The sequence below is a fragment of the Ferrovibrio sp. genome, from assembly GCF_041906005.1.
Taxonomy (GTDB): domain Bacteria; phylum Pseudomonadota; class Alphaproteobacteria; order Ferrovibrionales; family Ferrovibrionaceae; genus Ferrovibrio.
Genome location: NZ_JAYRJY010000001.1, coordinates 3,424,062 through 3,450,169 on the forward strand (window position 1 = coordinate 3,424,062; position 26,108 = coordinate 3,450,169).

26 protein-coding genes and 1 tRNA gene are annotated in these 26,108 nt (G+C 62.7%); 23 read left to right on the top strand and 4 right to left on the bottom strand.

Translation table 11 applies throughout. The features are described from left to right. Positions 1 to 71: 71 nt before the first annotated feature. Together ACE3OO_RS16855 and ACE3OO_RS16860 are read left to right on the top strand one after the other, a co-directional pair. The gene (locus tag ACE3OO_RS16855; RefSeq protein ID WP_374304602.1) at positions 72 to 371 is read left to right on the top strand and encodes an acylphosphatase; all 300 of its coding nucleotides are present in this window, start codon (positions 72 to 74) and stop codon (positions 369 to 371) included. A gap of 54 nt (positions 372 to 425) precedes the next feature. Then, positions 426 to 677, top strand: a complete 252-nt coding sequence (locus ACE3OO_RS16860; RefSeq protein WP_374304603.1) for a hypothetical protein — start codon at positions 426 to 428, stop codon at positions 675 to 677. Between the two features lie 32 nt (positions 678 to 709). On the opposite strand, the gene lipB is transcribed toward ACE3OO_RS16860, so the two are convergent. Next, entirely contained in the window at positions 710 to 1,378 is a 669-nt protein-coding gene (gene lipB / locus ACE3OO_RS16865; protein WP_374304704.1) for a lipoyl(octanoyl) transferase LipB, read from the bottom strand. A gap of 132 nt (positions 1,379 to 1,510) precedes the next feature. On the opposite strand from lipB, the gene ACE3OO_RS16870 reads away from it, so the two are divergent. The 3 genes from ACE3OO_RS16870 (at position 1,511) to ACE3OO_RS16880 (ending at position 4,360) form a co-directional block, all read left to right on the top strand. After that, on the top strand, positions 1,511 to 1,750 hold the full coding sequence (locus ACE3OO_RS16870) for a FliM/FliN family flagellar motor switch protein (RefSeq protein ID WP_300300877.1): 240 nt from the start codon (positions 1,511 to 1,513) through the stop codon (positions 1,748 to 1,750). 86 nt (positions 1,751 to 1,836) lie between these two features. Then, positions 1,837 to 1,923, top strand: a tRNA-Leu gene (locus tag ACE3OO_RS16875). 142 nt (positions 1,924 to 2,065) lie between these two features. Next, a complete protein-coding gene (locus tag ACE3OO_RS16880) occupies positions 2,066 to 4,360 on the top strand; it encodes an NADP-dependent malic enzyme (protein ID WP_374304604.1) in 2,295 nt (764 codons plus the stop codon). Here ACE3OO_RS16880 and ACE3OO_RS16885 read toward each other — a convergent pair. Next, positions 4,357 to 5,244 carry a LysR family transcriptional regulator gene (locus tag ACE3OO_RS16885; protein WP_374304605.1) on the bottom strand — a complete coding sequence of 296 codons (888 nt, stop codon included), beginning with the start codon at positions 5,242 to 5,244 and terminating at the stop codon, positions 4,357 to 4,359. The genes ACE3OO_RS16880 and ACE3OO_RS16885 overlap by 4 nt on opposite strands. 104 nt (positions 5,245 to 5,348) lie before the next feature. On the opposite strand from ACE3OO_RS16885, the gene ACE3OO_RS16890 reads away from it, so the two are divergent. The 9 genes from ACE3OO_RS16890 to ACE3OO_RS16930 are packed head-to-tail and all read left to right on the top strand — an operon-like array spanning position 5,349 to position 13,307. Then, positions 5,349 to 5,801 carry an acyl-CoA thioesterase gene (locus ACE3OO_RS16890; RefSeq protein WP_374304606.1) on the top strand — a complete coding sequence of 151 codons (453 nt, stop codon included), beginning with the start codon at positions 5,349 to 5,351 and terminating at the stop codon, positions 5,799 to 5,801. After that, positions 5,798 to 6,286: a PaaI family thioesterase gene (locus ACE3OO_RS16895; protein WP_374304607.1), complete on the top strand. Its 489-nt coding sequence runs from the start codon at positions 5,798 to 5,800 to the stop codon at positions 6,284 to 6,286. Before ACE3OO_RS16890 ends, ACE3OO_RS16895 begins: the two co-directional genes overlap by 4 nt. 47 nt (positions 6,287 to 6,333) lie before the next feature. Further along, a complete protein-coding gene (locus tag ACE3OO_RS16900) occupies positions 6,334 to 7,506 on the top strand; it encodes an isovaleryl-CoA dehydrogenase (RefSeq protein WP_374304608.1) in 1,173 nt (390 codons plus the stop codon). Beyond that, entirely contained in the window at positions 7,503 to 8,114 is a 612-nt protein-coding gene (locus ACE3OO_RS16905; RefSeq protein ID WP_374304609.1) for a hypothetical protein, read from the top strand. Before ACE3OO_RS16900 ends, ACE3OO_RS16905 begins: the two co-directional genes overlap by 4 nt. Positions 8,115 to 8,133: 19 nt before the next feature. After that, complete coding sequence (locus ACE3OO_RS16910; RefSeq protein WP_374304610.1) at positions 8,134 to 9,267, top strand: acyl-CoA dehydrogenase family protein; 1,134 nt, start codon at positions 8,134 to 8,136, stop codon at positions 9,265 to 9,267. A gap of 25 nt (positions 9,268 to 9,292) precedes the next feature. Next, positions 9,293 to 11,074: a potassium/proton antiporter gene (locus tag ACE3OO_RS16915; RefSeq protein WP_374304611.1), complete on the top strand. Its 1,782-nt coding sequence runs from the start codon at positions 9,293 to 9,295 to the stop codon at positions 11,072 to 11,074. 32 nt (positions 11,075 to 11,106) lie between these two features. Further along, a complete protein-coding gene (locus tag ACE3OO_RS16920) occupies positions 11,107 to 11,712 on the top strand; it encodes a 2-hydroxychromene-2-carboxylate isomerase (protein WP_374304612.1) in 606 nt (201 codons plus the stop codon). 31 nt (positions 11,713 to 11,743) lie between these two features. After that, complete coding sequence (locus ACE3OO_RS16925; RefSeq protein WP_374304613.1) at positions 11,744 to 12,343, top strand: 2-hydroxychromene-2-carboxylate isomerase; 600 nt, start codon at positions 11,744 to 11,746, stop codon at positions 12,341 to 12,343. A gap of 10 nt (positions 12,344 to 12,353) precedes the next feature. Then, positions 12,354 to 13,307, top strand: coding sequence for a DMT family transporter (locus tag ACE3OO_RS16930; RefSeq protein ID WP_374304614.1), 954 nt, complete (start codon positions 12,354 to 12,356; stop codon positions 13,305 to 13,307). Here ACE3OO_RS16930 and ACE3OO_RS16935 read toward each other — a convergent pair. Next, the gene (locus ACE3OO_RS16935) at positions 13,292 to 14,077 is read right to left on the bottom strand and encodes an SDR family NAD(P)-dependent oxidoreductase (protein WP_374304615.1); all 786 of its coding nucleotides are present in this window, start codon (positions 14,075 to 14,077) and stop codon (positions 13,292 to 13,294) included. The two genes, ACE3OO_RS16930 and ACE3OO_RS16935, sit on opposite strands and share 16 nt — an antisense overlap. A 172-nt stretch (positions 14,078 to 14,249) precedes the next feature. Between ACE3OO_RS16935 and ACE3OO_RS16940 the strand changes: the two genes are divergently transcribed. The 9 genes from ACE3OO_RS16940 (at position 14,250) to ACE3OO_RS16980 (ending at position 24,064) form a co-directional block, all read left to right on the top strand. After that, positions 14,250 to 15,857 (top strand): carboxyl transferase domain-containing protein, encoded by a 1,608-nt coding sequence (locus ACE3OO_RS16940; protein ID WP_374304616.1) that lies wholly within the window; start codon positions 14,250 to 14,252, stop codon positions 15,855 to 15,857. A 14-nt stretch (positions 15,858 to 15,871) separates the two neighbouring features. Next, positions 15,872 to 16,669, top strand: coding sequence for an enoyl-CoA hydratase-related protein (locus tag ACE3OO_RS16945; protein WP_374304617.1), 798 nt, complete (start codon positions 15,872 to 15,874; stop codon positions 16,667 to 16,669). Between the two features lie 14 nt (positions 16,670 to 16,683). Beyond that, positions 16,684 to 18,702, top strand: a complete 2,019-nt coding sequence (locus ACE3OO_RS16950) for an acetyl-CoA carboxylase biotin carboxylase subunit (protein WP_374304618.1) — start codon at positions 16,684 to 16,686, stop codon at positions 18,700 to 18,702. A gap of 3 nt (positions 18,703 to 18,705) precedes the next feature. Then, on the top strand, positions 18,706 to 19,611 hold the full coding sequence (locus ACE3OO_RS16955; protein WP_374304619.1) for a hydroxymethylglutaryl-CoA lyase: 906 nt from the start codon (positions 18,706 to 18,708) through the stop codon (positions 19,609 to 19,611). A gap of 7 nt (positions 19,612 to 19,618) precedes the next feature. Further along, on the top strand, positions 19,619 to 20,038 hold the full coding sequence (locus tag ACE3OO_RS16960; protein WP_374304620.1) for a DUF1489 family protein: 420 nt from the start codon (positions 19,619 to 19,621) through the stop codon (positions 20,036 to 20,038). Positions 20,039 to 20,068: 30 nt separating this feature from the next. Continuing rightward, a complete protein-coding gene (locus ACE3OO_RS16965) occupies positions 20,069 to 20,896 on the top strand; it encodes a division plane positioning ATPase MipZ (protein ID WP_374304621.1) in 828 nt (275 codons plus the stop codon). A 125-nt stretch (positions 20,897 to 21,021) separates the two neighbouring features. After that, positions 21,022 to 21,996 (top strand): tripartite tricarboxylate transporter substrate binding protein BugD, encoded by a 975-nt coding sequence (locus ACE3OO_RS16970; RefSeq protein ID WP_374304622.1) that lies wholly within the window; start codon positions 21,022 to 21,024, stop codon positions 21,994 to 21,996. Between the two features lie 36 nt (positions 21,997 to 22,032). Beyond that, a complete protein-coding gene (locus ACE3OO_RS16975) occupies positions 22,033 to 22,548 on the top strand; it encodes a tripartite tricarboxylate transporter TctB family protein (protein ID WP_374304623.1) in 516 nt (171 codons plus the stop codon). 10 nt (positions 22,549 to 22,558) lie between these two features. Beyond that, positions 22,559 to 24,064 carry a tripartite tricarboxylate transporter permease gene (locus tag ACE3OO_RS16980; RefSeq protein ID WP_374304624.1) on the top strand — a complete coding sequence of 502 codons (1,506 nt, stop codon included), beginning with the start codon at positions 22,559 to 22,561 and terminating at the stop codon, positions 24,062 to 24,064. Positions 24,065 to 24,124: 60 nt separating this feature from the next. Here the strand turns inward: ACE3OO_RS16980 and ACE3OO_RS16985 are convergent, their stop codons facing one another. After that, a complete protein-coding gene (locus ACE3OO_RS16985; protein WP_374304625.1) occupies positions 24,125 to 26,074 on the bottom strand; it encodes a TRAP transporter permease in 1,950 nt (649 codons plus the stop codon). Positions 26,075 to 26,108 lie beyond the last annotated feature (34 nt).

Here is a 26,108-nt window from a genome sequence, read left to right on the forward strand (position 1 = left end):
TACCAAGGCATAAACCGGGCCGGTGCCCGGCCCTCTGGCAGGGTCGGGCGCCGGCGGTTTAAAGTTGCGCCATGAGCAAGATGGCGCGTCGCTATTTCGTCACCGGCCGGGTTCAGGGCGTCGGCTTCCGGTATTGGACCGCCGGTCGGGCGAAGCATCACGGCCTGGTCGGCTGGGTGCGAAACCGCCGGGATGGCCGGGTGGAGGTCCTCGCCTATGGCGAAACGGAAGCCCTGAGCAATCTGGAGCGGGAGCTGGCGGATGGTCCTCCTGCTGCGCTGGTGCAGGGCGTCGAGCCCGGGCCGGTGACACCAGAAGAAGCTGAGCTGGCTGCGGGGGCGACTGCCTTCGAGCAGACGCCTACCCTGTGATATCGGGGGTGCGCCTTCATCTGATGTCTAGCTTGATGAAACTGGTTTAGATAAATGGAAAATAACAAGAAATTTAAATTGACGTGGCGGCAATGGTTGATCTGCTATGCAGGTTCCATCGGGTTCGGCGGACTGACTTGGTGGGCCACCGGCAATCCTTGGATCGGTGGCGGCGTGTTGGTCGCGTTCACGGCGGCTTACGTGTTCTATCTGGCGGGCCAGGCGACGAAGCAGCCCGGACAGGTTTCTGCCGAAGGATTGTCGCGCCAGCAGAAACGGGCGCTTAAAAGAAAGAGTAAAACATAATTATATCAATATTTTATTATTACAATCTGATCTTAAATTTCACATGCTGAGCCAAGCCGCTCAAGCAGGGCCGTGCGAAGTGTGTCGCGCAGGATCAGGTCCACTTCCGGCAGGCTGGCGGTATGACCAAGATCGGCCAGCGAGGTGACGCCGAAAGGCTCGGCCTCGGTGTTCTGGATGCCGCAGGCGACGATGCCGTCGTAATGGTCGAGGGCGGGATCGACATTCAGGCTCAGACCATGGAAGGTCACCCAGTGCCGGACCCGGACGCCGATGGCGGCGATCTTGTCCTCCCGGCCCGGGCCCTGATCCGGACGGGCGACCCAGACGCCCACGCGGCCATCCCGGATCTCCCCCTTGATGTTGAAACGGGCCAGGGCTGCGATCACCCAGTCCTCCATCCGGCAGACAAAGGCACGAACGTCCTTCCCGCGCCGGTTGAGGTCCAGCATCAGGTAAACCACCCGCTGGCCGGGCCCGTGATAGGTGTACTGGCCGCCGCGGCCGGCGGTGTAGACGGGGAAACGTGGGTTCAGCAGATCGGCTGGCTTGGCCGAAGTGCCCGCGGTGTAGAGCGCCGGATGCTCCAGCAGCCAGACCGCCTCGCGGGCTTCGCCGGCGCGGATGGCTGCCACGCGGGCCTCCATGGCGGCCAGGGCATCCTCGTAGGCGACCGGGCTGTCGCTGACGATCCATTCCACCGGGCCGGCGGGGGTGTCGATCAGGTCGGAAGACGGGGGAAGGAGGGGCATGCGGGGTAACGCGAACCTTAACGCTGTGCTAACCTTGCCCGGGTTACTTAGCGTCTGCAGAGCCCCGAAGGAAGGTGCGGCATGGCCATCAATACAGCTGTCAACGACGTCTCGGTCGAAATCTCGGTCGTCCTGGGCAAGGCCACCATGCCGATCCACCAGGTGCTGAAGGTGGGCCGCGGCGCCGTAATCGAGCTGGATGCCAGCGTCGACGACCATGCCTGGATCTTCGCCAACAACAAGCTGATCGCCCGGGGCGAAATCGTCATTTCCGGCGAGAAGGTCGCGGTCTCGATCACCGACACCATGTCGGACGAGTGAGGGCCGGCTGGCCGGCTCAGGAATAGCCCCGCCCGGCCTTGAATACCCCGGCCGGATTTGCTATTCCCCCGCGTCGCCCGAAAAATGCGGTCGTGGCGGAATTGGTAGACGCGCAGCGTTGAGGTCGCTGTGGCCGAAAGGCCGTGAAAGTTCGAGTCTTTTCGACCGCACCATTCTCTGAAGGCAGGGGTATTATCCCCGCAATGGCGGCCTTCCCACTTTCATCCCGGATGCGGCTGTTGTAAGCCTGCTTTCCCCGGCGGCAATTTTGCCGATGCCGGCGAAATTGATTATGTCGATCTCACGAGTGCCTCGATGACCTCCGATCTCGACCGTGCGGCGCTGGAATACCACCGGCTGCCCAAGCCCGGTAAGCTGGAAATCACCCCCACCAAGCCGCTCGGCACCCAGCGCGACCTGGCGCTGGCCTACAGCCCGGGCGTGGCGGCGGCCTGCAATGCCATCGTGGCCGATCCGGCCCAGGCGGCCGAGCTGACCGCTCGTGGCAACCTGATCGGCGTCATCTCCAACGGCACGGCTGTTCTGGGACTGGGCAATATCGGGCCGCTGGCGTCCAAGCCGGTGATGGAAGGCAAAGCCGTCCTGTTCAAGAAATTCGCCGGCATCGACGTCTTCGACATCGAGATCAACGAAACCGATCCAGCCAAGCTGATCGACATCATCGCGGCGCTGGAGCCAACCTTCGGCGGCATCAACCTGGAAGACATCAAGTCGCCGGAATGCTTCGTGGTCGAGCGTGCTCTGCGTCATAAGATGAAGATTCCGGTCTTCCACGACGACCAGCATGGCACGGCGATCACCGTGGCGGCGGCCGTACTCAATGGCCTGCGCGTGGTAGGCAAGAAGATCGGCGATGTGCGCCTGGTTGCCTCGGGCGCCGGTGCTGCCGCGCTGGCCTGTCTCGACCTGCTGGTCGAGTTGGGCGTCAAGAAAGAGAATATCGTCGTCAGCGACATCGTCGGTGTGGTTTATGAAGGCCGCACCGAGCAGATGGACGAGTTCAAGGCGCGGTATGCCCGCCCGACCAACCACCGCACGCTGGGCGACGCCATTGTCGGTGCCGACGTGTTCCTTGGACTTTCAGCGGCCAATGTGCTGAAAGGCGAGATGGTCGAGAAGATGGGGCCCAAGCCGCTGATCCTGGCGCTGGCGAACCCGAGCCCCGAAATCCTGCCGGAAGTGGCCAAGAAAGCGCGTCCGGATGTGGTGATCGCGACCGGGCGTTCGGACTATCCGAACCAGGTCAATAACGTGCTGTGCTTCCCGTTCCTGTTCCGCGGCGCGCTGGATGTGGGTGCCACCACGATCAACACGCAGATGGAATTGGCCGCCGTGCGCGCCATCGCTGATCTGGCCATGGCCGAGATTTCCGATGTCGTTGCCCGTGCCTATGGCAACGACGAGGAACTGAGTTTTGGCCCGGACTATTTCATCCCCAAGCCCTTCGACCCGCGCCTGATCCTGCAGATCGCCCCGGCGGTGGCCCAGGCGGCGATGGACAGCGGCGTGGCAACCCGGCCGATCGCCGACATGGAAGCCTATCGCCACAGCCTGGAGCGCTTCGTCTATCGCACCGGCTTTGTCATGCGGCCGACATTTGAGCGCGCCAAGCGCCGGCCGATGCGCCTGATCTATGCCGAGGGTGAGGATGAGCGCGTATTGCGCGCCGCCCAGATCGTGCTGGACGACAAGGTGGCGCTGCCGATCCTGATCGGCCGTCGCGCGGTGGTGGAGCGCCGCATCGAGAAACTCGGCCTGCGGCTGAAGCCTGGGCAGAATGTCGAACTGATCGATCCCGAGCGCGACGATCGCTACCACGAATACTGGAGCGGCTACCTGGCGCTGATGAAGCGCAAGGGCGTGGCGCCGGATGATGCCCGCACGGTGATCCGCACCAATACCACGGTGATCGCGGCCATGGCCGTGCAGCGTGGCGAAGCCGACGCGATGATCTGCGGCGCGGTCGGACAGTATGACCAGCATCTGCCGCATCTGGTCGATGTGTTGGGCCTGCGTAGTGGCGCAAGGCTGCCGGCGGCGATGCAGCTTCTGGTGCTGCCACATGGCATGCTGTTCATCGCCGACAGCAACGTGAACCTGGATCCCAGCACCGACGAGATCGTGGCCATTGCGCAGCTTGCGGCCGAGGAAGTCCGTCGTTTTGGCCTGGTGCCGAAGATCGCCCTGCTGTCGCACTCCAACTTCGGCACCTCGGCGGCACCGTCGGCGGTGAAGATGCGCGAAGCGACCCGCCGGCTGCATGAACTGATGCCGGATGTGGAAATCGAGGGCGAGATGAAGGCCGATGCCGCCATCTCGGAAACCATCCGCGAGAAGCTGATGCCCGACGGCAACCTGAAGGGCAGCGCCAACCTGCTGGTGATGCCAAATCTGGATGCGGCCAACATCGCCGCCAATCTGGTCCGCCAGATGGAGCAGGGCTTCTATGTCGGGCCGATCCTGATGGGCATGGGTAAATCGGCCCATATCGTATCGCGCAATGTCACGGTACGCGGCCTGGTCAACATGAGCGCGGTAGCCGTGGTGGATGCGCAGGATCACGCCGATGGCGTGATGGGGCGCGGCTAGTGACCGATCACGGGGTGCCGCGCGGCAGCATCCCAGTCATGACCGGCGGCAAAATCGCGGAATGGCCGCGCGGCGGTTTCGCCGCCCTTGCGCCAGACCAGCCCGATACGGTGGCTGTCGCGCAGTTCTGGCAGTGCGAGTGTTGCGACTGAGTCATCGGCCAGCCAGTGCGGCAGGATGGCGACACCGATCCCGGCGGCCACCAGGGCCAGCAGGCCATGGTCGCTCTCGGCCCGGCCGATGATGCGCGGTCGCACGTTCAATGTGGCAAACAGCTTCTCGGCGGCCGGCATGATCTCGGCCTGCGGACGGATCACGAAGGGCTGATCCTGCAGATCGATGATCCGCGCCGTGCTGCGATGGGCCAGCGGATGCTGCGGCGGCACGGCCAGCAGGTAACGCTGGCGGAACAGGCCGAGTGTCATGTCTTCGGTATCCTCCGGCAGGGGCAGGATGGCGGCATCGATACGGCCCAGATCGAGCCGGCGGTGCAAAGTGGCGGCGGGGGCCTCCAGGATTTCCAGTGCCATGTCGGGATGCGCGGCGGTGAAACTGCCCAGCAGGGCAGCAAGCCGGGCCTGTGGCAGACCCGACACGTATCCCAGGCGCAGGCGCTGCCGGGTCGGCTTCCCCTCCTGGCGCAACTCGCGCCGAGCCGCCGTCCATTCCTGCAGCAACAGCCGGGCACGCGGCAGGAAGCGAGCGCCGGCCGGCGTGAGCTGGGCTGACCGGCCGCGTTCGAACAGGATTGCTCCCAGGGATTCCTCCAGCCGCTTGATCCCGGCCGAGAGCGTCGGCTGGGTCACATTGGCGCGTTCAGCCCCCCGGGTGAAACTGCCAGTTTCGGCCACGGCCATGAAATAGCGGATCAGGGTCAGGTTCATGATCCATAGAAAAACCCTATCTGGATTATAAAGACAATTGATTTTCTCTATTTTCTTGCGGGCGCTATAGAGGCAGGCGAGGAAACACCCAAAAGGAGCAGACGATGGCCGAACGCTACGTCGAAACCCTGCGCCTGATGACCCAGGCCTGGCAATGCGATCATCTGGGCCATGTGAATGTCAGCTTCTATGTGGGCTGGCTCGGCGATGCCGCCTTTGCCATCGGCGCCATGCATGGCATGCCGCGCGAGCGGGCCGAGGCAGAGAATGTGGGCACGGCCGCCGTGCGCATGGAAATCGACTATCAGGCCGAACTGCGTGGCGGCGACATGGTGCGGATGGAAACCACCGTGGAAAGCATTGCCGAGCGCAAGATCGTGTTCCGCCATCGGCTGATCCGTGTCGGCGATGAAAAGCTGGCGATGTCGGCCCGGCTGACCGGGGTGTGCATCGATCTGGTGAAGCGCCGGTCGCGCGCCTTTCCGTCCGATTTCGTCGAGCGGATCGCCGCCACCTTTGGAATCACGCCTCTTGCGCCCAAGAGTGCCGTCGCATGACCGCAGTGCCTGAATACAAACCGCAGGACCCGGATTTCGAAGCCCGTGTGCGCGACAGCTTTGAACGCCAGCCGGCCATGCATCTGATCGGCGCGCGCATGATCGTGGCCCGGCCCGGCCATTGCGAGATCGAATTGCTGCGGCAACCGAAGGTCACCCAGCAGCATGGTTTCGTGCATGGCGGGATTGTGGGCATGATCGCGGATTCCGCTGCCGGTTATGCGGCCTACAGCCTGTTTCCAGCCGAGTCCACCGTGCTGACGGTGGAATACAAGCTCAACCTGATGGCGCCCGCCGATGCCGACCGTCTGGTGGCGCGCAGCATCGTCACGCGTCACGGACGCACATTGACGATCTGTTCCCTCGATGTGTTCGGCCATAAAAACGACAAGATGACGCATTGCGCGACCGGCCTGGCGACCATGATGTGCATTCTGGGCCGTCACGATGGCCCACGGGATGCACAGCCCGGCCCAATCCGCTAATATCCCGCCACCCGATTCAGAGTATTCCGTCAGAGAAGGGTATAATCATGATCGCCAATTCCTATCCGACGCTCGATTTCGGGTTGGGCGAAACCGCCGATATGCTGCGCCAGAGCGTGCGTGGCTTTGTCGACAGCGAACTGGCACCGCGCGCCGACGAGATCGACAAGAGCAACCACTTCCCGCGCGATCTGTGGACCAAGTTCGGTGATCTGGGTCTGCATGGTATCACCGTGGAAGAGGAATATGGCGGCTCCGGCCTGGGATATCTTGAGCATTGCATTGCCATGGAGGAAGTCAGTCGTGGTTCGGCCTCGGTGGGCCTGTCCTACGGCGCGCATTCCAATCTCTGCGTCAACCAGTTGCGGCGGAACGGCAACGAGCAGCAGAAGAAGCGCTATCTGCCCAAGCTGATTTCGGGCGAACATCTCGGCGCGCTGGCGATGAGCGAGCCAAATGCCGGTTCCGATGTCGTGTCGATGAAGCTGCGCGCCGAAAAGAAGGGCGACCGCTACATTCTCAATGGCAATAAGATGTGGATCACCAATGGCCCGCAGGCCGATGTGCTGGTGGTCTATGCCAAGACCGACCCTGCCGCCGGCCCGCGTGGCATCACCGCATTCCTTGTCGAGAAAGGTTTCAAGGGTTTCTCCACGGCGCAGAAGCTCGACAAGCTGGGCATGCGCGGTTCGGATACCGGCGAACTGGTCTTCGAGGATTGCGAAGTGCCGGAAGAGAACGTGCTGGGCCAGGTTGGCCGTGGCGTGAACGTGCTGATGAGTGGTCTGGATTACGAACGTGCCGTGTTGGCGGCGGGTCCGATCGGCATCATGCAGGCAGCCCTGGATGTGGTGTTGCCATATATCCATGAGCGCCAGCAATTCGGCCAGCCGATCGGCAGCTTCCAGCTCATCCAGGGCAAGGTTGCCGACATGTATACCGAGATGAACGCGGCGCGTGCCTATGTTTACGCCGTGGCGCGGGCTTGCGACCGTGGCCAGACCACGCGCAAGGATGCCGCGGGCGCAATCCTGTTTGCCGCCGAGAAGGCGACCAAGCTCGCGCTGGATGCGATTCAGATCCTGGGTGGCAACGGTTATATCAATGATTATCCGACCGGCCGGCTGTTGCGCGATGCCAAGCTGTACGAGATTGGTGCCGGCACTTCCGAAATCCGGCGCATGCTGATCGGCCGTGAAATCTTCGAGGAGACCAAGTGAGGCGGCTGCATCTTGCTCTTGCAATATTGCTGACTGCCGGCCCCGTCGCGGCTGATGAGCATGATTCGCGCTGGGAATCCCTGCGCATGGTGCAGCAACGCGTCGGCTGGACCGCAGAGGGGCTGACGGCCGCGCCGCAGATCGCGGAAACCTTTACGGCGCCGATGGGGTATCGCGTGGAGCGCTACCTGTGGAAAGCGCAAAAACCTGCCGGGGCCTTTGCCTTGGCGGTCTTGCGTGACCTGAGCGAGGACGATCATTACCTCAGCGGCCCGGTTGACCTCATGAAGTTTGCGACCACCGTGCTGAAGGGGCTGGAGGCGCCGACGCCCAAGGCGCTGGAAGCCACGGACCAGAAGCTTGTCACCGGGCATGGTCCGGTTCTGGCCCGACGGTTTGAATTGGGCCTGCGGCAATGCCTGGTGCTGGGATTCTATGCCGGACCGCAAGACAAGCCGAATGGCCCGTCCATCGCCAAGGGCGAACCGCTCACCGAGGGCAGCCTGCGACTGGACGGGGTCTATTGCGCCGCAGCGGGCCAGCCGCTGACACCGCAGCAGGTGCTGGCTTATGCCGCCGGCATGAAATTGCAGCCGGCAAGAAACTGAGAACGATCGGGAGGACGGCATGCTGAACCAGGAACAGCAGATGGTGCGCGACATGGCGCGCGATTTCGCCCGAGAGAAACTGGCACCGGGCGCTGCCGAGCGCGACCGCACGGCCGAACCGCCGCTTGGGCTGTTGCGCGAAATGGGCGGGCTCGGCCTGATGGGCATGGGCGTGCCGGAGGAATGGGACGGTGCGGGTGCTGATTTCGTGTCCTACGTCCTGGCGCTGGAAGAGATTGCCGCCGCCGATGGCGGGGTCAGTACCATCATGTCCGTCAATAATTCACCTGTATGCGCGGCCCTGTTGCGCTACGGCACGCCGGCCCAGAAAGAGCGCTTTCTCAAGCCGCTGGCGCGCGGCGAATGGATCGGCGCTTTCTGCCTGACCGAACCGCAGGCAGGTTCCGATGCCTCGGCGCTGAAGACCCGGGCCCGGCGCGAGGGCGATGGCTGGGTGATCAACGGCGTGAAGCAGTTCATTACCTCGGGCTCCATCGCCAAGCTGGCCCTGGTGTTCGCCGTCAGCGATCCCGGAGCCGGCAAACGCGGTATTTCCTGCTTTCTGGTCCCGACCGACACGCCCGGCTACACGGTGGCCAGCGTGGAGAGGAAACTGGGGCAGAAATGCTCCGATACCTGCCAGATCGTGTTCGACAATCTGAAAGTGGGGAATGACGCCCTGCTGGGCGAGGAGGGGGAGGGCTATCGCATCGCGCTGGCCAACCTGGAATCCGGCCGCATCGGCATCGCCGCCCAGGCCACCGGCATGGCGCGGGCTGCCTTCGAGGCCGCCCTGGCCTATGCCGGCCAGCGCGAGGCGTTCGGCACGGCGATCATCAATCACCAGGCGGTGGGTTTCCGGCTGGCGGATATGGCGACGCAGATCGAGGCAGCCCGGCAACTGATCCTGAATGCGGCGCGGCTGAAGGATGCCAGCCTGCCCTGCCTGAAAGAGGCCAGCATGGCCAAATTGTTTGCATCTGAAATGGCCGAACGCGTATGCTCGGATGCCATCCAGATTCACGGCGGTTACGGCTATCTCGCCGACTTCCCGGTCGAGCGCATCTATCGCGATGTCCGTGTCTGCCAGATCTACGAGGGCACCAGCGATGTGCAGCGGCTGGTCATCAGCCGCGCCCTGACAGGAAGCTAACGGCCGAGGCCAAAAGGAACGAGGATTGAATCAGGCCAACGAGATACTCTTTGTCGCATCTCTGTTGGTCCTGGTGAGCATCTTCGCCGGATCGGCTTCCAGCCGTTTTGGCGTGCCCTTCCTGCTGGTTTTCCTTGGCCTGGGCATTTTTGCCGGCGAGAGCGGGCCGGGCGGCATCGTTTTCCGCGATTATCAGCTCACCTATGCCGTCGGTTCGGCGGCCCTGGGCATCATTCTCTTCGATGGTGGCCTGCGCACCAATTTTGCCACCGTCCGCCTGGTGGCCGGCCCGGCGTTTGCGCTTGCCACGCTAGGCGTGGTGGGAACCGCGGCGATCGTCGGTGTCGCGGCACATTTCGCCCTCGGCCTGGCACCGCTGGAAGCCTTTCTGGTCGGCGCCATCGTGGGCTCGACCGACGCGGCGGCGGTGTTCTTCCTGCTCAACATGAAGGGCCTGGCACTGCAGAAGCGGGTCAGCGGCACGCTGGAGGTGGAATCCGGCATCAACGACCCGATGGCCATCTTCCTCACCATGATCTGCGTCGAGTTGGTCCGGCTGGGTCAGCCGCCCGACAGCCTGCAGCTGGCCCTCCTGTTCATAGCTCAGATGCTGGGCGGCCTGGCTGTTGGCGTGGTTGGCGGTTTCCTGCTGGTGGCGCTGTTCAACCGCGTGCCGGTGGCCGGCGGCCTGTATCCGATCGTCGCCATGGCGGCGGCGCTTCTGATCTTCTCCGGCGCGCATTTCCTGCAGGCATCCGGTTTTGTCGCGGTCTATGTGGCCGGCCTCGTGCTGGGCAACCGGCGTCACCGCGGTGCACAAGTGATCCTGCGATTCTATGATGGCTTGAGCTGGCTCGGACAGATTGTCATGTTCCTGCTGCTTGGTCTGCTGATGACGCCCGAGGAGATGACGCCTTACGCGGTGGGTAGCGGTATCGTGGCGGCCATACTGATCTTGTTGGCCCGTCCGGTGGCCGTTCTGCTCTGTCTGGTGCCATTCCGCTATACGTGGCGCGAGATCGGTTTCGTTTCATGGGTTGGCCTGCGTGGCGCCGTGCCGATTTTTCTCGCCACCATTCCAGTATTGGCACAGTTGCCCAGATCGGAGCTCTATGTGACTGCGGCCTTCGTCTGCGTGGTCGCCTCTTTGACCGTGCAGGGCTGGACCATCGGCCCCGTGGCGCGGTTCTTCGGGCTCGAACTGCCGCCCAAGCCAGAAGCGGTTACGAGAACCGACCTCGATCTCGGTTCCACGCTGGATCGCGATGTCGCCAGCTATCGCGTCGAGGCCGATGCTCCGGCGCTGGGGTATCGCTACAGCGAACTGCCACTGCCGCGCCGCTCGCGCATCATCAGCGTGATCCGCGATGGCGCCGTGATGGATCGCCTGAAACTGGAGAATCTGGCGCCCGGGGATTACCTCCTGGTGCTGGCTCCGGCCGAGCATTTCTTCCAGCTTGACCGCCTGTTCACGGCGCGCCGGCAGAGCAAACGTGAACGCAAGCGTGCTGAACGCGGGGAAGAAGTGTTCGGCGAATTCGTGCTGGCTGGCGACACGCTGATGGGCGAGGTGTCGATGCTCTACGGCATTCCGGTCGACGAAAAAGATCACAGGGAGCCGGTAGGGGCTTATGTGCGCCGCAAGCTGCGCCACCGGGCCGTGGTCGGTGATCGCGTGCGGGTCGGCCCGGTGGAATTCGTGGTGCGGGAAATCCGCAACGAGCGAATTACCTCGGTCGGCATCGAGCTGGAGCCGGAAGAGCATCCGATCCTGCGTGGCTTCCGTCGCGCCTTCGGTTTCGATTAGACTGCAAAGTACAAGAAACGACGGAGGAAGCCATGCCGGCCCCGCTGGAATTCTATTTCGATTTTTCCTCTCCATACGGGTATATCGCGGCCGAACGGATCGACCGGATTGCAACCAAGCATGGTCGCAGCGTTGACTGGCGCCCGATGCTGCTGGGGGCAGTGTTCAAGGTGGCGGGCAGCAAACCACTGACGGAGTATCCACTGAAGGGAAAATACTCCACGCACGACTTCAACCGGTCGGCGCGGGAGCATGGCATCGCGTTCAATATGCCTGCCACTTTTCCGCTGCCGACCCAGGGCGCAGCGCGTGGCGTTTATTGGCTCAAAAAGGTATTGCCCGAGAAAGCAGTGCCTTTCATTAAAGCTGTTTATGCTGCGTATTTTGTCGACGGCAGGGATATTTCTTCGCCAGACGTGATTTCCGACATTGCCGTCGGGCTCGGCATTGATCGCAAGGCGTTCCTGGAAGGGATCGAGAATCCGGAAATCAAAGCCAAGCTGCGCGAAGTGACCGAGGACGCGATCCACAATCGCGGCGTGTTCGGCTCGCCCTATGTATTTGTCGACGGCGAGCCATTCTGGGGCGCCGACCGCCTGGATCAGATCGACCGCTGGCTGCAGCGCGGCGGCTGGTGAATTTCGGTATATAAAAACAAGGAAAAGTCCGATGGCCGACCCGATTGTATTTTACTGGGATTTTCCGTCACCCTATGCCTATATCGGCGCGAACGAGATCGAGGCCGTGGCGGCCAAACATGGCCGCAGCGTCGACTGGCGACCGGTTTCGATCGGCCATCTGTGGAAGGCGATCCCGGATCGCACGCCGTTTCCCAAGATCAAGATGGATTACATGATGCACGACTGGACGCGCTCGGCCCAACTGGCCGGGCTGCCCATCGTCACCACGCCCGATCCGTTTCCCACCGATGCCAAGCTGCCGCGCCTGTTGTTCTATCGCCTGAAGGCGCAGGACACGGCCAAGGCCGCCGCTTTTGCCAAGGCCGCTTTCCGTCAGTATTGGGGTGAGGGCAAGGATATCGCCAAGTCCGAACATCTGATGGGCATCGTGAAAGCGCTCGGGTTCCCTGAATCGGAGATTGGCGCTGCCGCCGAGGACGCCGCTGCCCGTCAGGCCGTGCTGGACGCCACCGCCGAGGCGATCGCGCTGAAGGCATTCGGCACGCCGACCTTCGTGGTCGACGGGGAAATGTTCTGGGGCTCCGATCGCATCGACCATCTCGATAAATGGTTGAGCCGCAAAGCCTGAGCCAAACGTAATGAGCCACAAGCCTGCCGGAGGCAGTCTGCTCGCCTCGCTGGGTCTGGTAACCACCGCGCTGCTCTGGGGCGCGATGATCCCGATGACTCATGCCTTGGCAACGAAATATCTCGATCCGTTTTTCGTTTCGGCAATCCGCTACCTGATCCCGGCGCCGCTGCTGATCGGCATGGTGTTCCTGTTCGACCGCCGCTCGCCGTTCCGCGCCCCGCTACCCTGGCGGACAGTGTTCAAGCTCGGCGCGGGCATGGCATGCTTTTCGGTTTTTTACACCATCGGGATCATGCTCTCTGATCCGGTGCGAGCAGCGATTGCCATGAGTTGCGGTCCGCTGGTGGCGGCCTTGCTGACCAAGCTGATGCTGCGGGTTCCGCTGGCGCGCGGTTTCTGGCCGGCAGCGATCTGCGCCGTGATCGGCGCCAGCCTGGTGGCGCTGGATGCGGTGCGGCCACGGGCGGGTAGCGCGGCCGATACCGGCTATGCCGGTGAAGCCTTGCTCGTGCTCGCGATGGTGAGCTGGAGTTGGTATTCGATCAAGGTGCAGGCCTGGCTTGGCCCGCTGGGCTGGAGCCAGATGCGCATCACCTGCCTGACCTCGCTGGCCGGCGGCATTCTGATCTGTACGCTGTTTGCCGTGCTGGCCGGCTTGCAGCCGGCGCGGCTGCCTGCCGAAATGCCATCGGCCCCGGTGTTGGGCATGCTGGCCTGGGTCGGGATCGGCGGGGCGGGGCTGGCGATCCTGTTCTGGAATTTCGGCGTCAGCCATGTCGGCGTGCCGGTCGCCACCCTATACACCAGTCTGGCTCCGGTCTTTTCCGTCGGCGTGGCGGCGGTCTTCTTTGGCAGCAATGTCACACTGCAGCAGATCGCCGGCGGGATGTTGATCCTCGCCGGCGTCGTGCGGATGCAATGGCTGCAGGCGCGTGCGATGCGGCCTCAGAAGATGGTGTAGGCGCCGTCGATCACGAAACTGTCGCCGGTGTGATAGCTGCTGGCGTCGCTCATCAGGTAAACCGCGATTCCGGCGAAATCCGAACCCTGGCCCCAGCGTCGGGCAGGAATGCGCGGCAACACATTGCCGCTGAATTTCGGATCGGCCACGCCGGCGGCGGTCATTTCCGTCTCGATCCAGCCGGGCAGGATTGAATTGGCGGTCACGTTATAGCGTGCCATCTCAACGGCAAGTGCCCGGATCACCGATACCATGGCGCCCTTGCTGGCGGCGTAGGACTGTGCGCGAGCGGCGCCGTGCACCGATGCCGTGCTGGCCATGCCGATCAGGCGGCCGCCCGAGGTGCCGCCATTCTTGCCGCGTTCCACCATGTGGCGCGCAGCGGCACGCAAGGTGAAGAAGGCGCCATCCAGGTTCACCGACAAAACCCGGCGCCACTCCGCCGTGCTGAGTTCGTGGAAAGCCGCGCGGGCCTGGCTGACGCCGGCATTGGCGAAGCAGCCATCGATCCGGCCCATCACCTTCAGGGCCTCGGCAAACCCGGCCTCAACCTGCGCCTCGTCCGAAACGTCCACCTTCTGCACCAGCACGCGGCGGCCGAATGCCTTCAGTTTGGCTTCCGCCGCGGCATTCTTGCTGGGATTGCCGCCCCAGATCACCAGATCGCAGCCGGCCTGCGCCAGGCCCTCGGCCATGCCCAATCCGATGCCGCCGTTGCCGCCGGTCACCAGGGCTACCTTGCCGTTCAGATCGAAGCCTTTGCCGGCCATGGTTCCTCCATAGTTTTTATCGATGTTGCCAATAGATAGAGCAAATTAACAACCCACTATCCGGTACACATCCTTTTCGCGTCAAGGCCGGGCCGGGCCCCTTGCGGCGGGCGGGGGGCGCTGGCATGTTCGCCCGGTATTGCCCGAGAATGAAAAGCAGAACGCCAAGGTCATGAGCGCGCTAACCAGCCAACTCGATACCCGTTCGGCAGCCTTCCGCGATAACGCGGCCCAGATGCAGGCGCTGGTCGACGATCTCAAAGCCAAGGTCCGGCTGATCAAGCAGGGCGGGGGCGACAAGGCCCGCGAAAAGCATCTCGCCCGCGGCAAGTTGCTGCCGCGCGAGCGGGTCCGCACCCTGCTGGATCCGGGCTCGCCGTTCCTTGAACTCAGCCAGTTCGCCGCCTGGGACATGTATGGCGGCGACATCCATGCCGCCGGTGTAATCACCGGCATCGGCCGGGTGATGGGCCGCGAGTGTGTCATCGTCTGTAATGATGCTACCGTGAAGGGTGGCACGTATTTCCCGATGACGGTGAAAAAACATCTGCGGGCACAGGAAATCGCCTGGCAGAACCGTCTGCCCTGTCTCTATCTGGTCGATTCCGGTGGTGCGAATCTGCCGACCTGGGACGACGTGTTCCCCGACCGCGAACATTTCGGCCGCATTTTCTACAACCAGGCCAATATGTCGGCCGACGGCATCCCGCAGATCGCCGTGGTGATGGGTTCCTGCACCGCGGGCGGCGCCTATGTGCCGGCGATGTCGGACGAGTCGATCATCGTGCGCAATCAGGGCACCATCTTCCTGGGCGGTCCGCCGCTGGTGAAAGCCGCCACGGGCGAGATCGTCTCGGCCGAGGAACTGGGCGGCGCCGATGTGCATGCCCGCGTCTCGGGGGTCAGCGACCATTACGCCATGAACGACGCTCACGCCCTGGGCCTGGCGCGTCGCATCATCGGAAACCTCAACAGCGTCAAACAGGTTTCGGGCGATATCCGCCCACCATTGCCGCCGCGCTACGATCCGGCCGAGCTTTACGGTGTGATCCCGAAGGATGGCCGCATTCCGTTTGACGTGCGTGAGATCATCGCCCGTATCGTGGACGATTCCGAACTGGATGAGTTCAAAAAGCTCTACGGCACCACGCTGGTCTGTGGTTTTGCCCGCATCCACGGCTATCCGGTCGGCATCATTGCCAATAACGGCATCCTGTTCTCGGAAAGCGCCCTGAAGGGGGCGCATTTCATCGAATTGTGCTGCCAGCGCAACATCCCGCTGCTGTTCCTGCAGAACATCACCGGCTTCATGGTTGGCAAGAAATACGAGTCCGGTGGCATCGCGCGCGACGGCGCCAAGCTGGTGACGGCGGTATCCTGCGCGAAGGTACCGAAATTCACGGTGATCATCGGCGGTTCTTATGGCGCGGGCAATTATGGCATGTGTGGCCGGGCTTATTCGCCGCGTCTGCTGTTCATGTGGCCGAATGCGCGCATCTCGGTGATGGGCGGCGAGCAGGCGGCCAGCGTGTTGGCGACCGTGAAGCGAGACGGCATCGAGGCTTCGGGCGGCGCCTGGAGCAGGGACGAGGAAGAAGCGTTCAAGAATCCGATCCGCGCCCAGTATGATCGTCAGGGGCATCCATATTATGCCTCGGCGCGTTTGTGGGACGACGGCATCATTGACCCGGCGGATACCCGTACCGTGCTCGGCCTTGGCCTCAGCATGGCCCATAACGCACCGATCGAGCCGACGAAGTTCGGCGTGTTCAGAATGTAAGGGCAGGGAACGTCATGAGCGAGACGCAGGAACTGGTTCTGCTGGAAATCGACCCGCGCGGCGTTGCCACGGTCACGCTGAACCGGCCGCACATTCACAATGCGTTCAACGACGATGTGGTGCAGCGGCTGGGCGCGATCTGGGCCGACCTGGCCAGCCGCAAGGATGTGCGCGTGGTGGTGCTACGCGGCGCGGGCAAGAGCTTTTCCGCCGGCGGTGATCTCGACTGGATGCGCAAGTCCGGCCAGGCCACGCCTGAGCAGAACCGCGCCAGCACGCTGAACATGGCGCGCATGCTGAAAAACCTGAACGACCTGCCGCAGGCGGTGCTGGCACTGGTGCAGGGTAACTGCATGGCCGGCGGTACCGGACTGGCCTCGGGTGCCGATATCGTGGTGGCCACCAAGGCAGCCCAGTTCGCGCTGACGGAAGTGCGGCTGGGTCTGACGCCCGCCACCATCTCGCCCTATGTGGTTGCCGCCATCGGTGCGCGGCAGGCCCGGCGCTATTTCCTCACCGGCGAACGCTTTGGCGCGGATGAGGCATGCCGCATCGGTCTGGTGCATGAGGTGGTTGCGGATGAAGGTGCGCTGGAGACGCGGGGCGTCGAATTGATCGGCGCGCTGCTGCAGGGCGCGCCGGGCGCGATCCGCGACAGCAAGGTGCTGATCGGGCGTGTCGCCAACCGTAGCGTCGATGAAGAGATCATGGAATTCACCGCCCGTAACATCGCTGACCGCCGCGCCAGTGCGGAAGGGCAGGAGGGGCTCGCCGCTTTCTTTGAGAAGCGCAAGCCGAACTGGACGACCTGAGTGGAGTTGAGCGCGTGTTCCGCAAGATTCTGATCGCTAATCGCGGCGAGATCGCCTGCCGGGTCATCCGCACCGCCAAGCGGCTGGGCGTGGCCACCGTGGCTGTCTATTCCGATGCCGATGCCAAGGCGCGTCACGTCGCCATGGCCGACGAGGCCGTGCATATCGGTGGCGCCGCCGTGCGCGACAGCTATCTGGTGGCCGAGCGGGTTATCAATGCCGCAAAGCTCACCGGCGCGCAGGCGATCCATCCGGGCTATGGTTTCCTGTCCGAGAATTCCGGCTTTGCCAAAGCCTGTGCCGAAGCCGGGCTGGTTTTCATCGGCCCGCCGCCCTCGGCCATCGAGGCGATGGGCCTGAAAGGCGCGGCGAAGGCGCTGATGGAAAAGGCCAAGGTACCCGTGGTGCCGGGCTATCACGGCGATGACCAGTCGCCCGAATTGCTGGCGAAGGAAGCCGAACGCATCGGTTATCCCGTGCTGATCAAGGCCGTGGCTGGCGGCGGCGGCAAGGGGATGCGTCGCGTGGATGCGCCCAAGGATTTCGCCGCCGCCCTTGCCGGGGCGCAGCGCGAGGCGGCCAACGCCTTCGGCGATGACAAGGTTCTGCTGGAAAAATATCTGGTGAAGCCGCGCCATATCGAAATTCAGGTCTTCGCCGACAGCCATGGCAATGCCGTGCATCTGTTCGAGCGCGACTGCTCGGTGCAGCGTCGCCACCAGAAAGTGCTGGAAGAGGCCCCGGCGCCTGATATGCCACCAGCCATGCGGAGCGCAATGGGCGAGGCCGCCGTAGCCGCGGCCAAGGCGATTGGCTATGTCGGCGCCGGCACGGTGGAGTTCATCGCCGATGTTTCCGAGGGTCTGAAGCCGGACCGTTTCTATTTCATGGAAATGAACACCCGCCTGCAGGTGGAGCATCCGGTGACCGAGATGATCACCGGGCAGGATCTGGTGGAATGGCAATTGCGGGTCGCATCTGGCGAACGCCTGCCGTTGGCCCAAAAAGACCTCGTCATCGATGGTCACGCCGTCGAGGCGCGTATCTACGCCGAAGATCCGCAGAAGAATTTCCTGCCTTCGGTCGGCACGCTGCACCGCCTGCGCCCTCCGGCGGAGGATGCTCATGTTCGGGTCGATACCGGCGTGCGTGAGGGCGATGCAGTCACACCCTATTACGATCCGATGATCGCCAAGCTGATCGTATGGGACCGCGATCGGCTTTCCGCCTTGCGCCGCATGCGCCAGGCGCTGGCGGAATACCAGGTGGCCGGCGTGGCCACCAACACGGCTTTCCTGATCGCTCTGGCCGGCCATCCGGCCTTCATGGCCGGCGATCTGGATACCGGCTTCATCGAGCGTTTCCGTGCTGACCTGATCCCGACGCCGCAACCGGCCTCCACCATGATCCTGGCGCTGGTCGCTCTGGCCGTGACGCTGGAGCGTCGTGAGGCGGTGGCGCGGCAATCGGCGCAGAGTGGCGATCCCTGGTCGCCCTGGGCCGCCGTGAATGGCTGGCGCATGAACGACCAGGGCTGGGATGAACTGATTCTGCGCGACCGCGATTCCGATATTCATTGTCGCATCGAATACCTGCCCGATGGCGATCTGCGCGTGCATGGGCCGGAAAGCAGTCTGGTGGTGCAGGGCAACCTCGATGGCGATGGCGGTCTGGATGCCGTCATCGAAGGCCGCCGTCTGCGTGCCGGTATCGTGCGGCAGAATGACGACATCGTGGTGCTGTTGCCGGGCGAGAGCCATCGCCTGACCATCATCGACCCCCGCGCGGCTGGTGATGCGGAGGAGGGTGGTGGTGGCCAGTTGACCGCACCGATGCCGGGCAAGGTCGTGCAAGTGCTGGTGACCGAAGGCGCCAAGGTGGAAAAGGGCCAGCCGCTGCTGATCCTGGAAGCCATGAAGATGGAGCACACGATCAGCGCACCCGCACGCGGCACGGTCACCAAGCTGCCATTCCTGGCGGGCGATCAGGTGGCCGAGGGCGCCGTATTGCTGAATCTGGAAACCGAGGACTGAGCCATGGCAATGCCGCAGCGGATCATCCTGTGGGAAGCCGGGCCGCGTGATGGCCTGCAGAACGAGCCGGGCGTGGTGCCGACCGAGGTGAAGGTTGAGTTGATCGACCGCCTGGCCGATTGCGGCCTGACCCATATCGAGGCCACCAGCTTCGTCTCGCCCAAATGGGTACCGCAGATGGGCGATCATAACGAAGTGATGGCCCAGTTGAAACGCCGGCCCGGCGTGATCTATCAGGTGTTGACGCCCAACATGAAGGGCTATGAGGGGGCTCGGGCGGCTGGCGCCGAGGCAGTTGGCATCTTCGCCGCCGCCAGCGAAAGTTTCTCGCAGAAGAACATCAATTGCAGCATCAGTGAGAGCATCGAGCGTTTCCGTCCGGTGGTGGAAGCCGCCAAACGCGATGGCGTGAAGGTGCGCGGCTTCGTCTCCGTTGTGGTCGGATGCCCCTTCGAAGGCGCCATCGCGCCGCAACAGACCGCCAAGGTCGTGAAGATGATGTACGATCTGGGGTGCGACGATATCGGCCTGGGCGACACCATCGGTGTGGGTACGCCGGGCAAGGTGAAGGCGATGATCGAGGCCTGCGCCGCGCAGGTGCCGCTGGAAGTCCTGGGTGGTCATTTCCACGACACATACGGTCAGGCTCTGGCCAACACGCTTGCGGCGCTGGAATGCGGCGTGGCGCGGCATGATGCCTCGGTGGCGGGCCTGGGCGGTTGTCCCTACGCGCCAGGGGCCACTGGCAACGTGGCGACCGAGGATCTGGTTTACATGCTGGATGGCTTGGGGATCGAAACCGGCGTGGATATGAAGAAACTGGTGCAGACGGCGTGGTGGATATCCGATCGCCTTGGTCGGACGCCCGTTTCGCGGGTGGCGCGCGCTCTCAAATCGAAATGCCTGTGAGCCGGCCGTGCCGGTACATCTGTTGAAAATCGCGGTCGGTATTGAAAGCGTCGAGCATTTCCGCGAGCGCATCAAGATCCGCCGCAAACAGGGCAAGACCTTCACCCATTACACCCGGCACATGCCCAAGCGGGCCGAAGAAGTGCTGGCTGGCGGATCCCTCTACTGGATCGTGAAGGGCTATATCGCGGTGCGCTGCCCCATCGTGCGGCTGGAAGAGGCGGTGCTGGAAGGCAGGGGCCCGCATTGCGGCATCGTGATGAAAAGCGAATTGATCCCGGTGGTGCCGCAGCCGCGCCGGCCGCATCAGGGCTGGCGTTACCTGGAAGCCGAGGATGCGCCGCCCGATCTGGCCGATCTGGGCAAAGGCGCGGCCGACATGCCGCCCGAGATGGCGGCGCAGTTGCGCGACCTAGGTCTGCTGTAATACCAAGCGTCATCTGATTCCGGGGGTATCATGGACGCTCAGGCGCGGGCGCGCATCATCGTCGTCGGCAATGAAAAAGGCGGCTCGGGAAAATCCACCACGGCGATGCATATCCTCATCGCCCTGCTGCTGGAAGGCGGACGGATTGCCGCCATCGACCTTGATGCCAAGCAGCGCACGCTCAGTCGCTATCTGGAGAACCGCGCCGCTTTTATTGCCCGTCATGGCCTGAACCTGGCCATGCCCGAACATGTGGTGGTGGGCGAGAGCGACAATCCGCTGAAACCCGAGGCCGAGGCCGACGAGGCGGTACGCCTGGCGGCGGCGATTGCCGATCTGTCACAGCGGCACGATTTCATTCTGATCGACTGCCCAGGCAGCGACACCAATCTGTCGCGTCTCGGCCATTCCTATGCCGACCTGCTGGTGACGCCGGTGAATGACAGTTTCATCGATGTCGATCTGTTGGCCAGCGTCGACCCCGATACCCTGAAGGTCCTCAAGCCCAGCCGGTATGCCGTGATGGTCTGGGAGCAACGAAAACAGCGTTTCGCACGTGACCGACAGAACGTGGATTGGGTGGTGATCCGCAACCGCCTGTCCCATCTGGATGCGCGTAATAAGCGTAATGTGGGGCAGGTGCTGGAAGCATTGCAGAAGCGGATCGGCTTCCGTTTCCTGCCCGGACTGTCGGAACGGGTGATCTTTCGTGAGCTTTTTCTATCCGGCCTGACCCTGATGGACCTCGACCGTACCGGACTTTCAGGCGGGAGCGGCGGGTTGAACATGGCCCAGGCCGCCGCACGCCAGGAAGTCCGCAACCTGTTGCTGGGACTGAATTTGATCACTGATGATTGATGGTTTTTTCATCATGCTGCGGTGCGTCAAAGCATGATTTTTCCTTACGTTCTGCTGGCAGAACGCAAAACTTCTATGCTTAATACATTACCCTTAGAAGGCGTCATTTCACAGGGAGAAACACAATGAAAAAGACGTTGTCACTGATGGCCGGTGGCCTGATGTTGCTTACCGGCGTCGCCGTTCAGGCGCAGGACTTTCCGACCAAGCCCGTCACCATCGTTGTGCCGTTTGCTGCTGGCGGTCCGACGGATACGGTGGCGCGCCTGATCGGTCAGTCAATGGGCAACGCCTTGAAACAGCAGGTGATCATCGAGAATGTCGGCGGCGCCGGCGGCACGCTGGGCGCGGGCCGCGTCGCCCGTTCAACCAACGATGGCTACACCCTGCTGCTGCATCATATCGGCCAGGCGACCAGCGCCACGCTGTATCGCAAACTGCCATATGACAGCATCAATGACTTTGCTCCCATCGGACTGGTTACCGACGTGCCGATGACCATGGTGGCCAAGAAGGACCTGCCACCGAAGGATTTCAAGGAACTGATCGCCTATGTTCAGGAGAACAAGGACAAGGTGTCGTATGGCAATGCCGGCATCGGCGCCGCTTCGCATCTTTGCGGCCTGATGTTCATGAGCGCGATCAAGACGCAGATGACCACGGTGGCCTACAAGGGCACCGGTCCGGCGATGAACGATCTGCTGGGCGGCCAGATTGATCTGATGTGCGACCAGACGACCAACACCACCGGTCAGATCAAGGGCGGCAAGATCAAGGCCTATGCCGTCACGACCAAGACCCGTGTGCCGTCGCTGCCCGACCTGCCGACCATGGACGAGGCTGGCATCAAGGGCTTCGAGGTCGCGATCTGGCATGGCCTGTATGCCCCGAAGGGCACGCCCAAGCCTGTGATCGACAAGCTGGCCGCGGCCTTGCAGGCGGCGCTGAAGGATCCCAATGTGGTGCAGCGTTTCGCCGAACTGGGCACCGAGCCCGTCGCAGCCAACCGCGCCACGCCGGAAGCTCTTGGCAGCCACCTGAAATCTGAAATTGCCAAATGGGCGCCGGTGATCAAAGCGGCGGGCGAATACGCCGACTGATTGTGTAGATAATATGTGTCAAACCGGCGCCCGGCCTTGATCAAGGTCGGGCGCCGGCAGTATCAGGATCAGTGTATCAGTGCCAGTGGGGGAGCCATGCCAATTCGGAGTTGGAAAGATTTTCTGTCAGGGCTGATGTTTATCGCCTTTGGAACTGCTTTTATCTGGATTGGGCAGGATTATGCTTTCGGCTCCGCAAGGCGGATGGGGCCCGGCTTCTTCCCGGTCGTGCTTGCCAGCATTCTGGTACTGATCGGCTTGGTGGTGGCGGTCCGCGGTTTGCTGGTGGACGAGGAACGGCCCCGCGGTTTCACCTGGCGCGGCCTGCTGCTGGTTCTTGTGGCGAGCATCATGTTCGGTGTTCTTGTGCGCACGGCGGGCCTTGCTTTGGCGACGGCGGTCCTCGTGATGCTCAGTGCATATGGCAGTCGTGAATTCCGTTGGAAACCGACGGTTGTCTTGGCTGTTGGGTTGACGGTTTTCTCCGTTGTGGTCTTTGTCTACGCCCTCGGCCTGCCGATCCCGGTGATCGGCCCGCTGCTCGGTGGTTGAGGGGGCGGTCATGGAATTGTTGGCTAATCTCGCACTTGGTTTTGAAGCGGCACTGACGCCGCTGAACCTGATGTACTGTCTTGGCGGCGTGTTTCTCGGCACCCTGATCGGCGTGCTGCCCGGCCTTGGGCCGGTCGCCACGATTGCCATGTTGCTGCCGGTTACTTTCGGCCTGCCGCCGGTCTCGGCGCTGATCATGCTGGCCGGCATCTATTACGGCGCGCAGTACGGTGGTTCCACCACCGCCATTCTGATCAACCTTCCCGGCGAATCCTCATCGGTGGTAACAGCACTGGACGGATACCAGATGGCGCGCCAGGGCAAGGCTGGCCTCGCGCTGTCCACCGCGGCGCTCGGTTCCTTCTTTGCCGGCACCGTCGCGACATTCCTGCTGGCCCTGTTCGCGCCGCCGCTGGCCGAGATCGCACTGAAATTCGGCCCAGCGGAGTATTTCTCGCTGATGGTATTGGGGCTCGTCGCCTCAGTTGTGCTCGCTCATGGCTCGCTGATCAAGGCCATTGCGATGATCCTGCTCGGTCTGCTGCTGGGCCTGGTCGGTACCGACGTCACTTCGGGCACGCCACGCTATACTTTCGATACTCCAGAGCTTGCCGACGGCATCAACTTTGTGATCGTCGCGATGGGCATGTTCGGCTTAGGCGAGATCATCCGGAATCTCGAGCATACCGAGGTCCGCGATGTTTTCACTCGTAAGATCAGTGGCCTGCTGCCCACGTGGAAGGATCTGAAACAGATCGCGGCGCCGGTGCTGCGCGGCACCGCGCTGGGCTCGGCGCTCGGCATCCTGCCGGGCGGCGGCGCCATGCTGTCCTCATTCGCCGCCTATTCACTGGAAAAGAAGATTTCCAAGAACGCCAAGAAATTCGGCAAAGGGGCAATTGAGGGTGTGGCGGCACCGGAATCGGCCAATAACGCCGGTGCTCAGACGTCCTTCATTCCAATGCTGACGCTGGGCATTCCCTCCAATCCGGTGATGGCATTGATGATCGGGGCCATGATCATCCAGGGTATCCAGCCCGGCCCGCAGGTGATGACCGAACAACCGGAACTGTTCTGGGGCATCATCGTCTCGATGTGGGTGGGCAACTTCTTCCTGGTCGTTCTGAATCTGCCGATGATCGGGTTGTGGGTACGCATGCTGACCGTGCCTTACCAGCAGTTGTTCCCGGCCATTCTGGTTTTCTGCGCCATCGGCGTGTACAGCCTGAACAATTCCTCTTTCGATGTGCATCTCATGGCTCTTTTCGGCTTGCTGGGATATATTTTCGCCAAGCTTGATTGTGAGCCGGCACCGCTGCTGCTCGGCTTCATCCTTGGGCCGATGATGGAGGAATACCTGCGCCGCGCCATGGTGCTGTCGCGTGGCGATCCGATGGTATTCGTTGAGCGCCCGATCAGTGCCGCGATGCTGGTGCTGGCCGTTGTGGCTTTGATCGCCGTGTTTTCGCCGGCTATTCGCAAAAAGCGCGAAGAAGCATTCCACGAAGAGGAATAAGCCGCCCTACGGGCTTTGTGTCAAAAACGCCGCCGGAGCAAACCGGCGGCGTTTTTTCGTTCAGGTCGGCGAGGGAATCTTCGCACCTGGATCGGCGCCGTGCCGCAGGCGTTGGATTATCCAGATGCCCGCGCCGACAGCGATGCCGATCATGTCAGTAACCGTTTCCGGGGTGATCAAACAGACCGCACCCCCAAACAGCAGAATGCGTTGCGGCCAGGCCAGCGGTCCGTTCAGCCAGCCTTCGGTGGAGCAGGCCAGGAAGAACACGCCGGCACTGGCGGTGGCGAAAACGTAAAGGATGCTCAACAGGTCGCCCTGTGCCAGCAGCAACGGACTGATGAAAAACATGAAGGGCACGATGAAGGTCGCCAGACCCAGTTTCACCGCGATTATCGAGGTGCGCCACTGGTCGGCCTGGGCGATGGCGGCGGCGGCGAAAGAGGCCAGGGCCACCGGCGGCGTGATCGACGAGATGACCGCGTAATAGAAGATGAACATATGTGCCACGATCGGCTCGATGCCGATGCGGATCAGGCCCGGCGCGACGACTGATGCGGCAACGGCATAGGCGGCGGTGGTGGGCATGCCCATGCCGAGGATCAGGGAGATCAGCATGGCAAAGAACATGGCCAGGATCTGGCTTTCGCCGGCGATGCTGAGGATCAGGTGCGAGAATCGCCCACCCACCCCGGTCAGGGCAATGACGCCCACGATAATGCCGGCGCAGGCGCAGATCGCCACCAGCTGGGCGGTTTCCCGCGCCGCGATTTCCAGCGCGGCCAATGTTGCCCGTGGCCCCATGCGGTGGTCACGATGCAGCCAACTGACGATCAGCGCGCTCAGGATGCCCAGGGTGCCGGAACGGAATTCCGAATATCCCATCAGCAGCGCGCCGATCAGAACGAAGATCGGGGCCAGAAGATAGGCTTTGCGCATCATCGCCCCGATGGGCGTCAGTTCGCTGCGGGGCAGGCCGCGCAGGCCATGTTTCACGGCATGCAGGTCGCAATGTACATAGCAGGCCAGGTAAAACAGCAGGCAGGGGATCAGGGCCGCCAGTGCAATATCGGTATACGGTATGCCAGTGATCTCGGCCATCAGGAAGGCGCCGGCGCCCATCACCGGCGGCGTGATCTGCCCGCCGGTGGATGAGGTGGCCTCAATGGCGCCGGCGGTTGAACGGTCGTAACCGACGCGTCGCATCATCGGAATAGTGATCATGCCGCTGGCCACCACGTTGCCTACCGCGCTGCCGCTGATGGTGCCGAACAGGATGCCCGACAGCACCGCCACCTTGGCCGGTCCGCCACGTGCCCAGCCCACCAGCGAGACCGCGAGGTCGTTCATGTAGTCGCCGGCCCGGGAAGCGGTGAGGAAGGCGCCGAAAGTTATGAATAGCACGATATAGGTGGACGAGACCTGCGTGGTCACCCCGAAGATGCCCTGGTCGCTGTATATGTAGGAAAAGAAAAAGCCGAAATTGTAGCCCTTGTGATAGAGCATGCCGGGCAACCAGGGCCCGATGAAGCAATAGAGGATGAACAGGCAGGCGATGATCGGCAGGGCAAGACCTGCCGTGCGCCGCGTCATTTCCAGGATCAGCAGGGTGCCGACGACGCCGGCAATCACATCGCCGGGTTCATACAGGGCGCCGGCGCGGAATTGCAGCTCGTCGATGTAATAGGAAACATAGCCGGCGCAGGCGATGCTGAGGCCGATGAACAACCAGTCGTATAGCGGGATGCTGCTTAAGGTCCGTCCCCGCAACGGGGCATAGACGGCGAACGCAATCACGCCGCCCCAGCCGACATGGATGGCGCGGAACAGGATGGAGTCGATCGGGAACACGTTCAGGATCAGCAGGTGAAAGACCGTGAACGCGACGCAGACCCAGAACAGCAGATGTCCCTGCCAACCGGTCAGGTTGCGCTTGTAGCCCGTGAATTCATAATTGTCTGCGGCGGCCAGATCGATTTTGTCGTCATTGGCCTGTTGAGCAGCAGCCATTCCGCGCCCCCCTTATAATGCTTGCGCTGTGAAT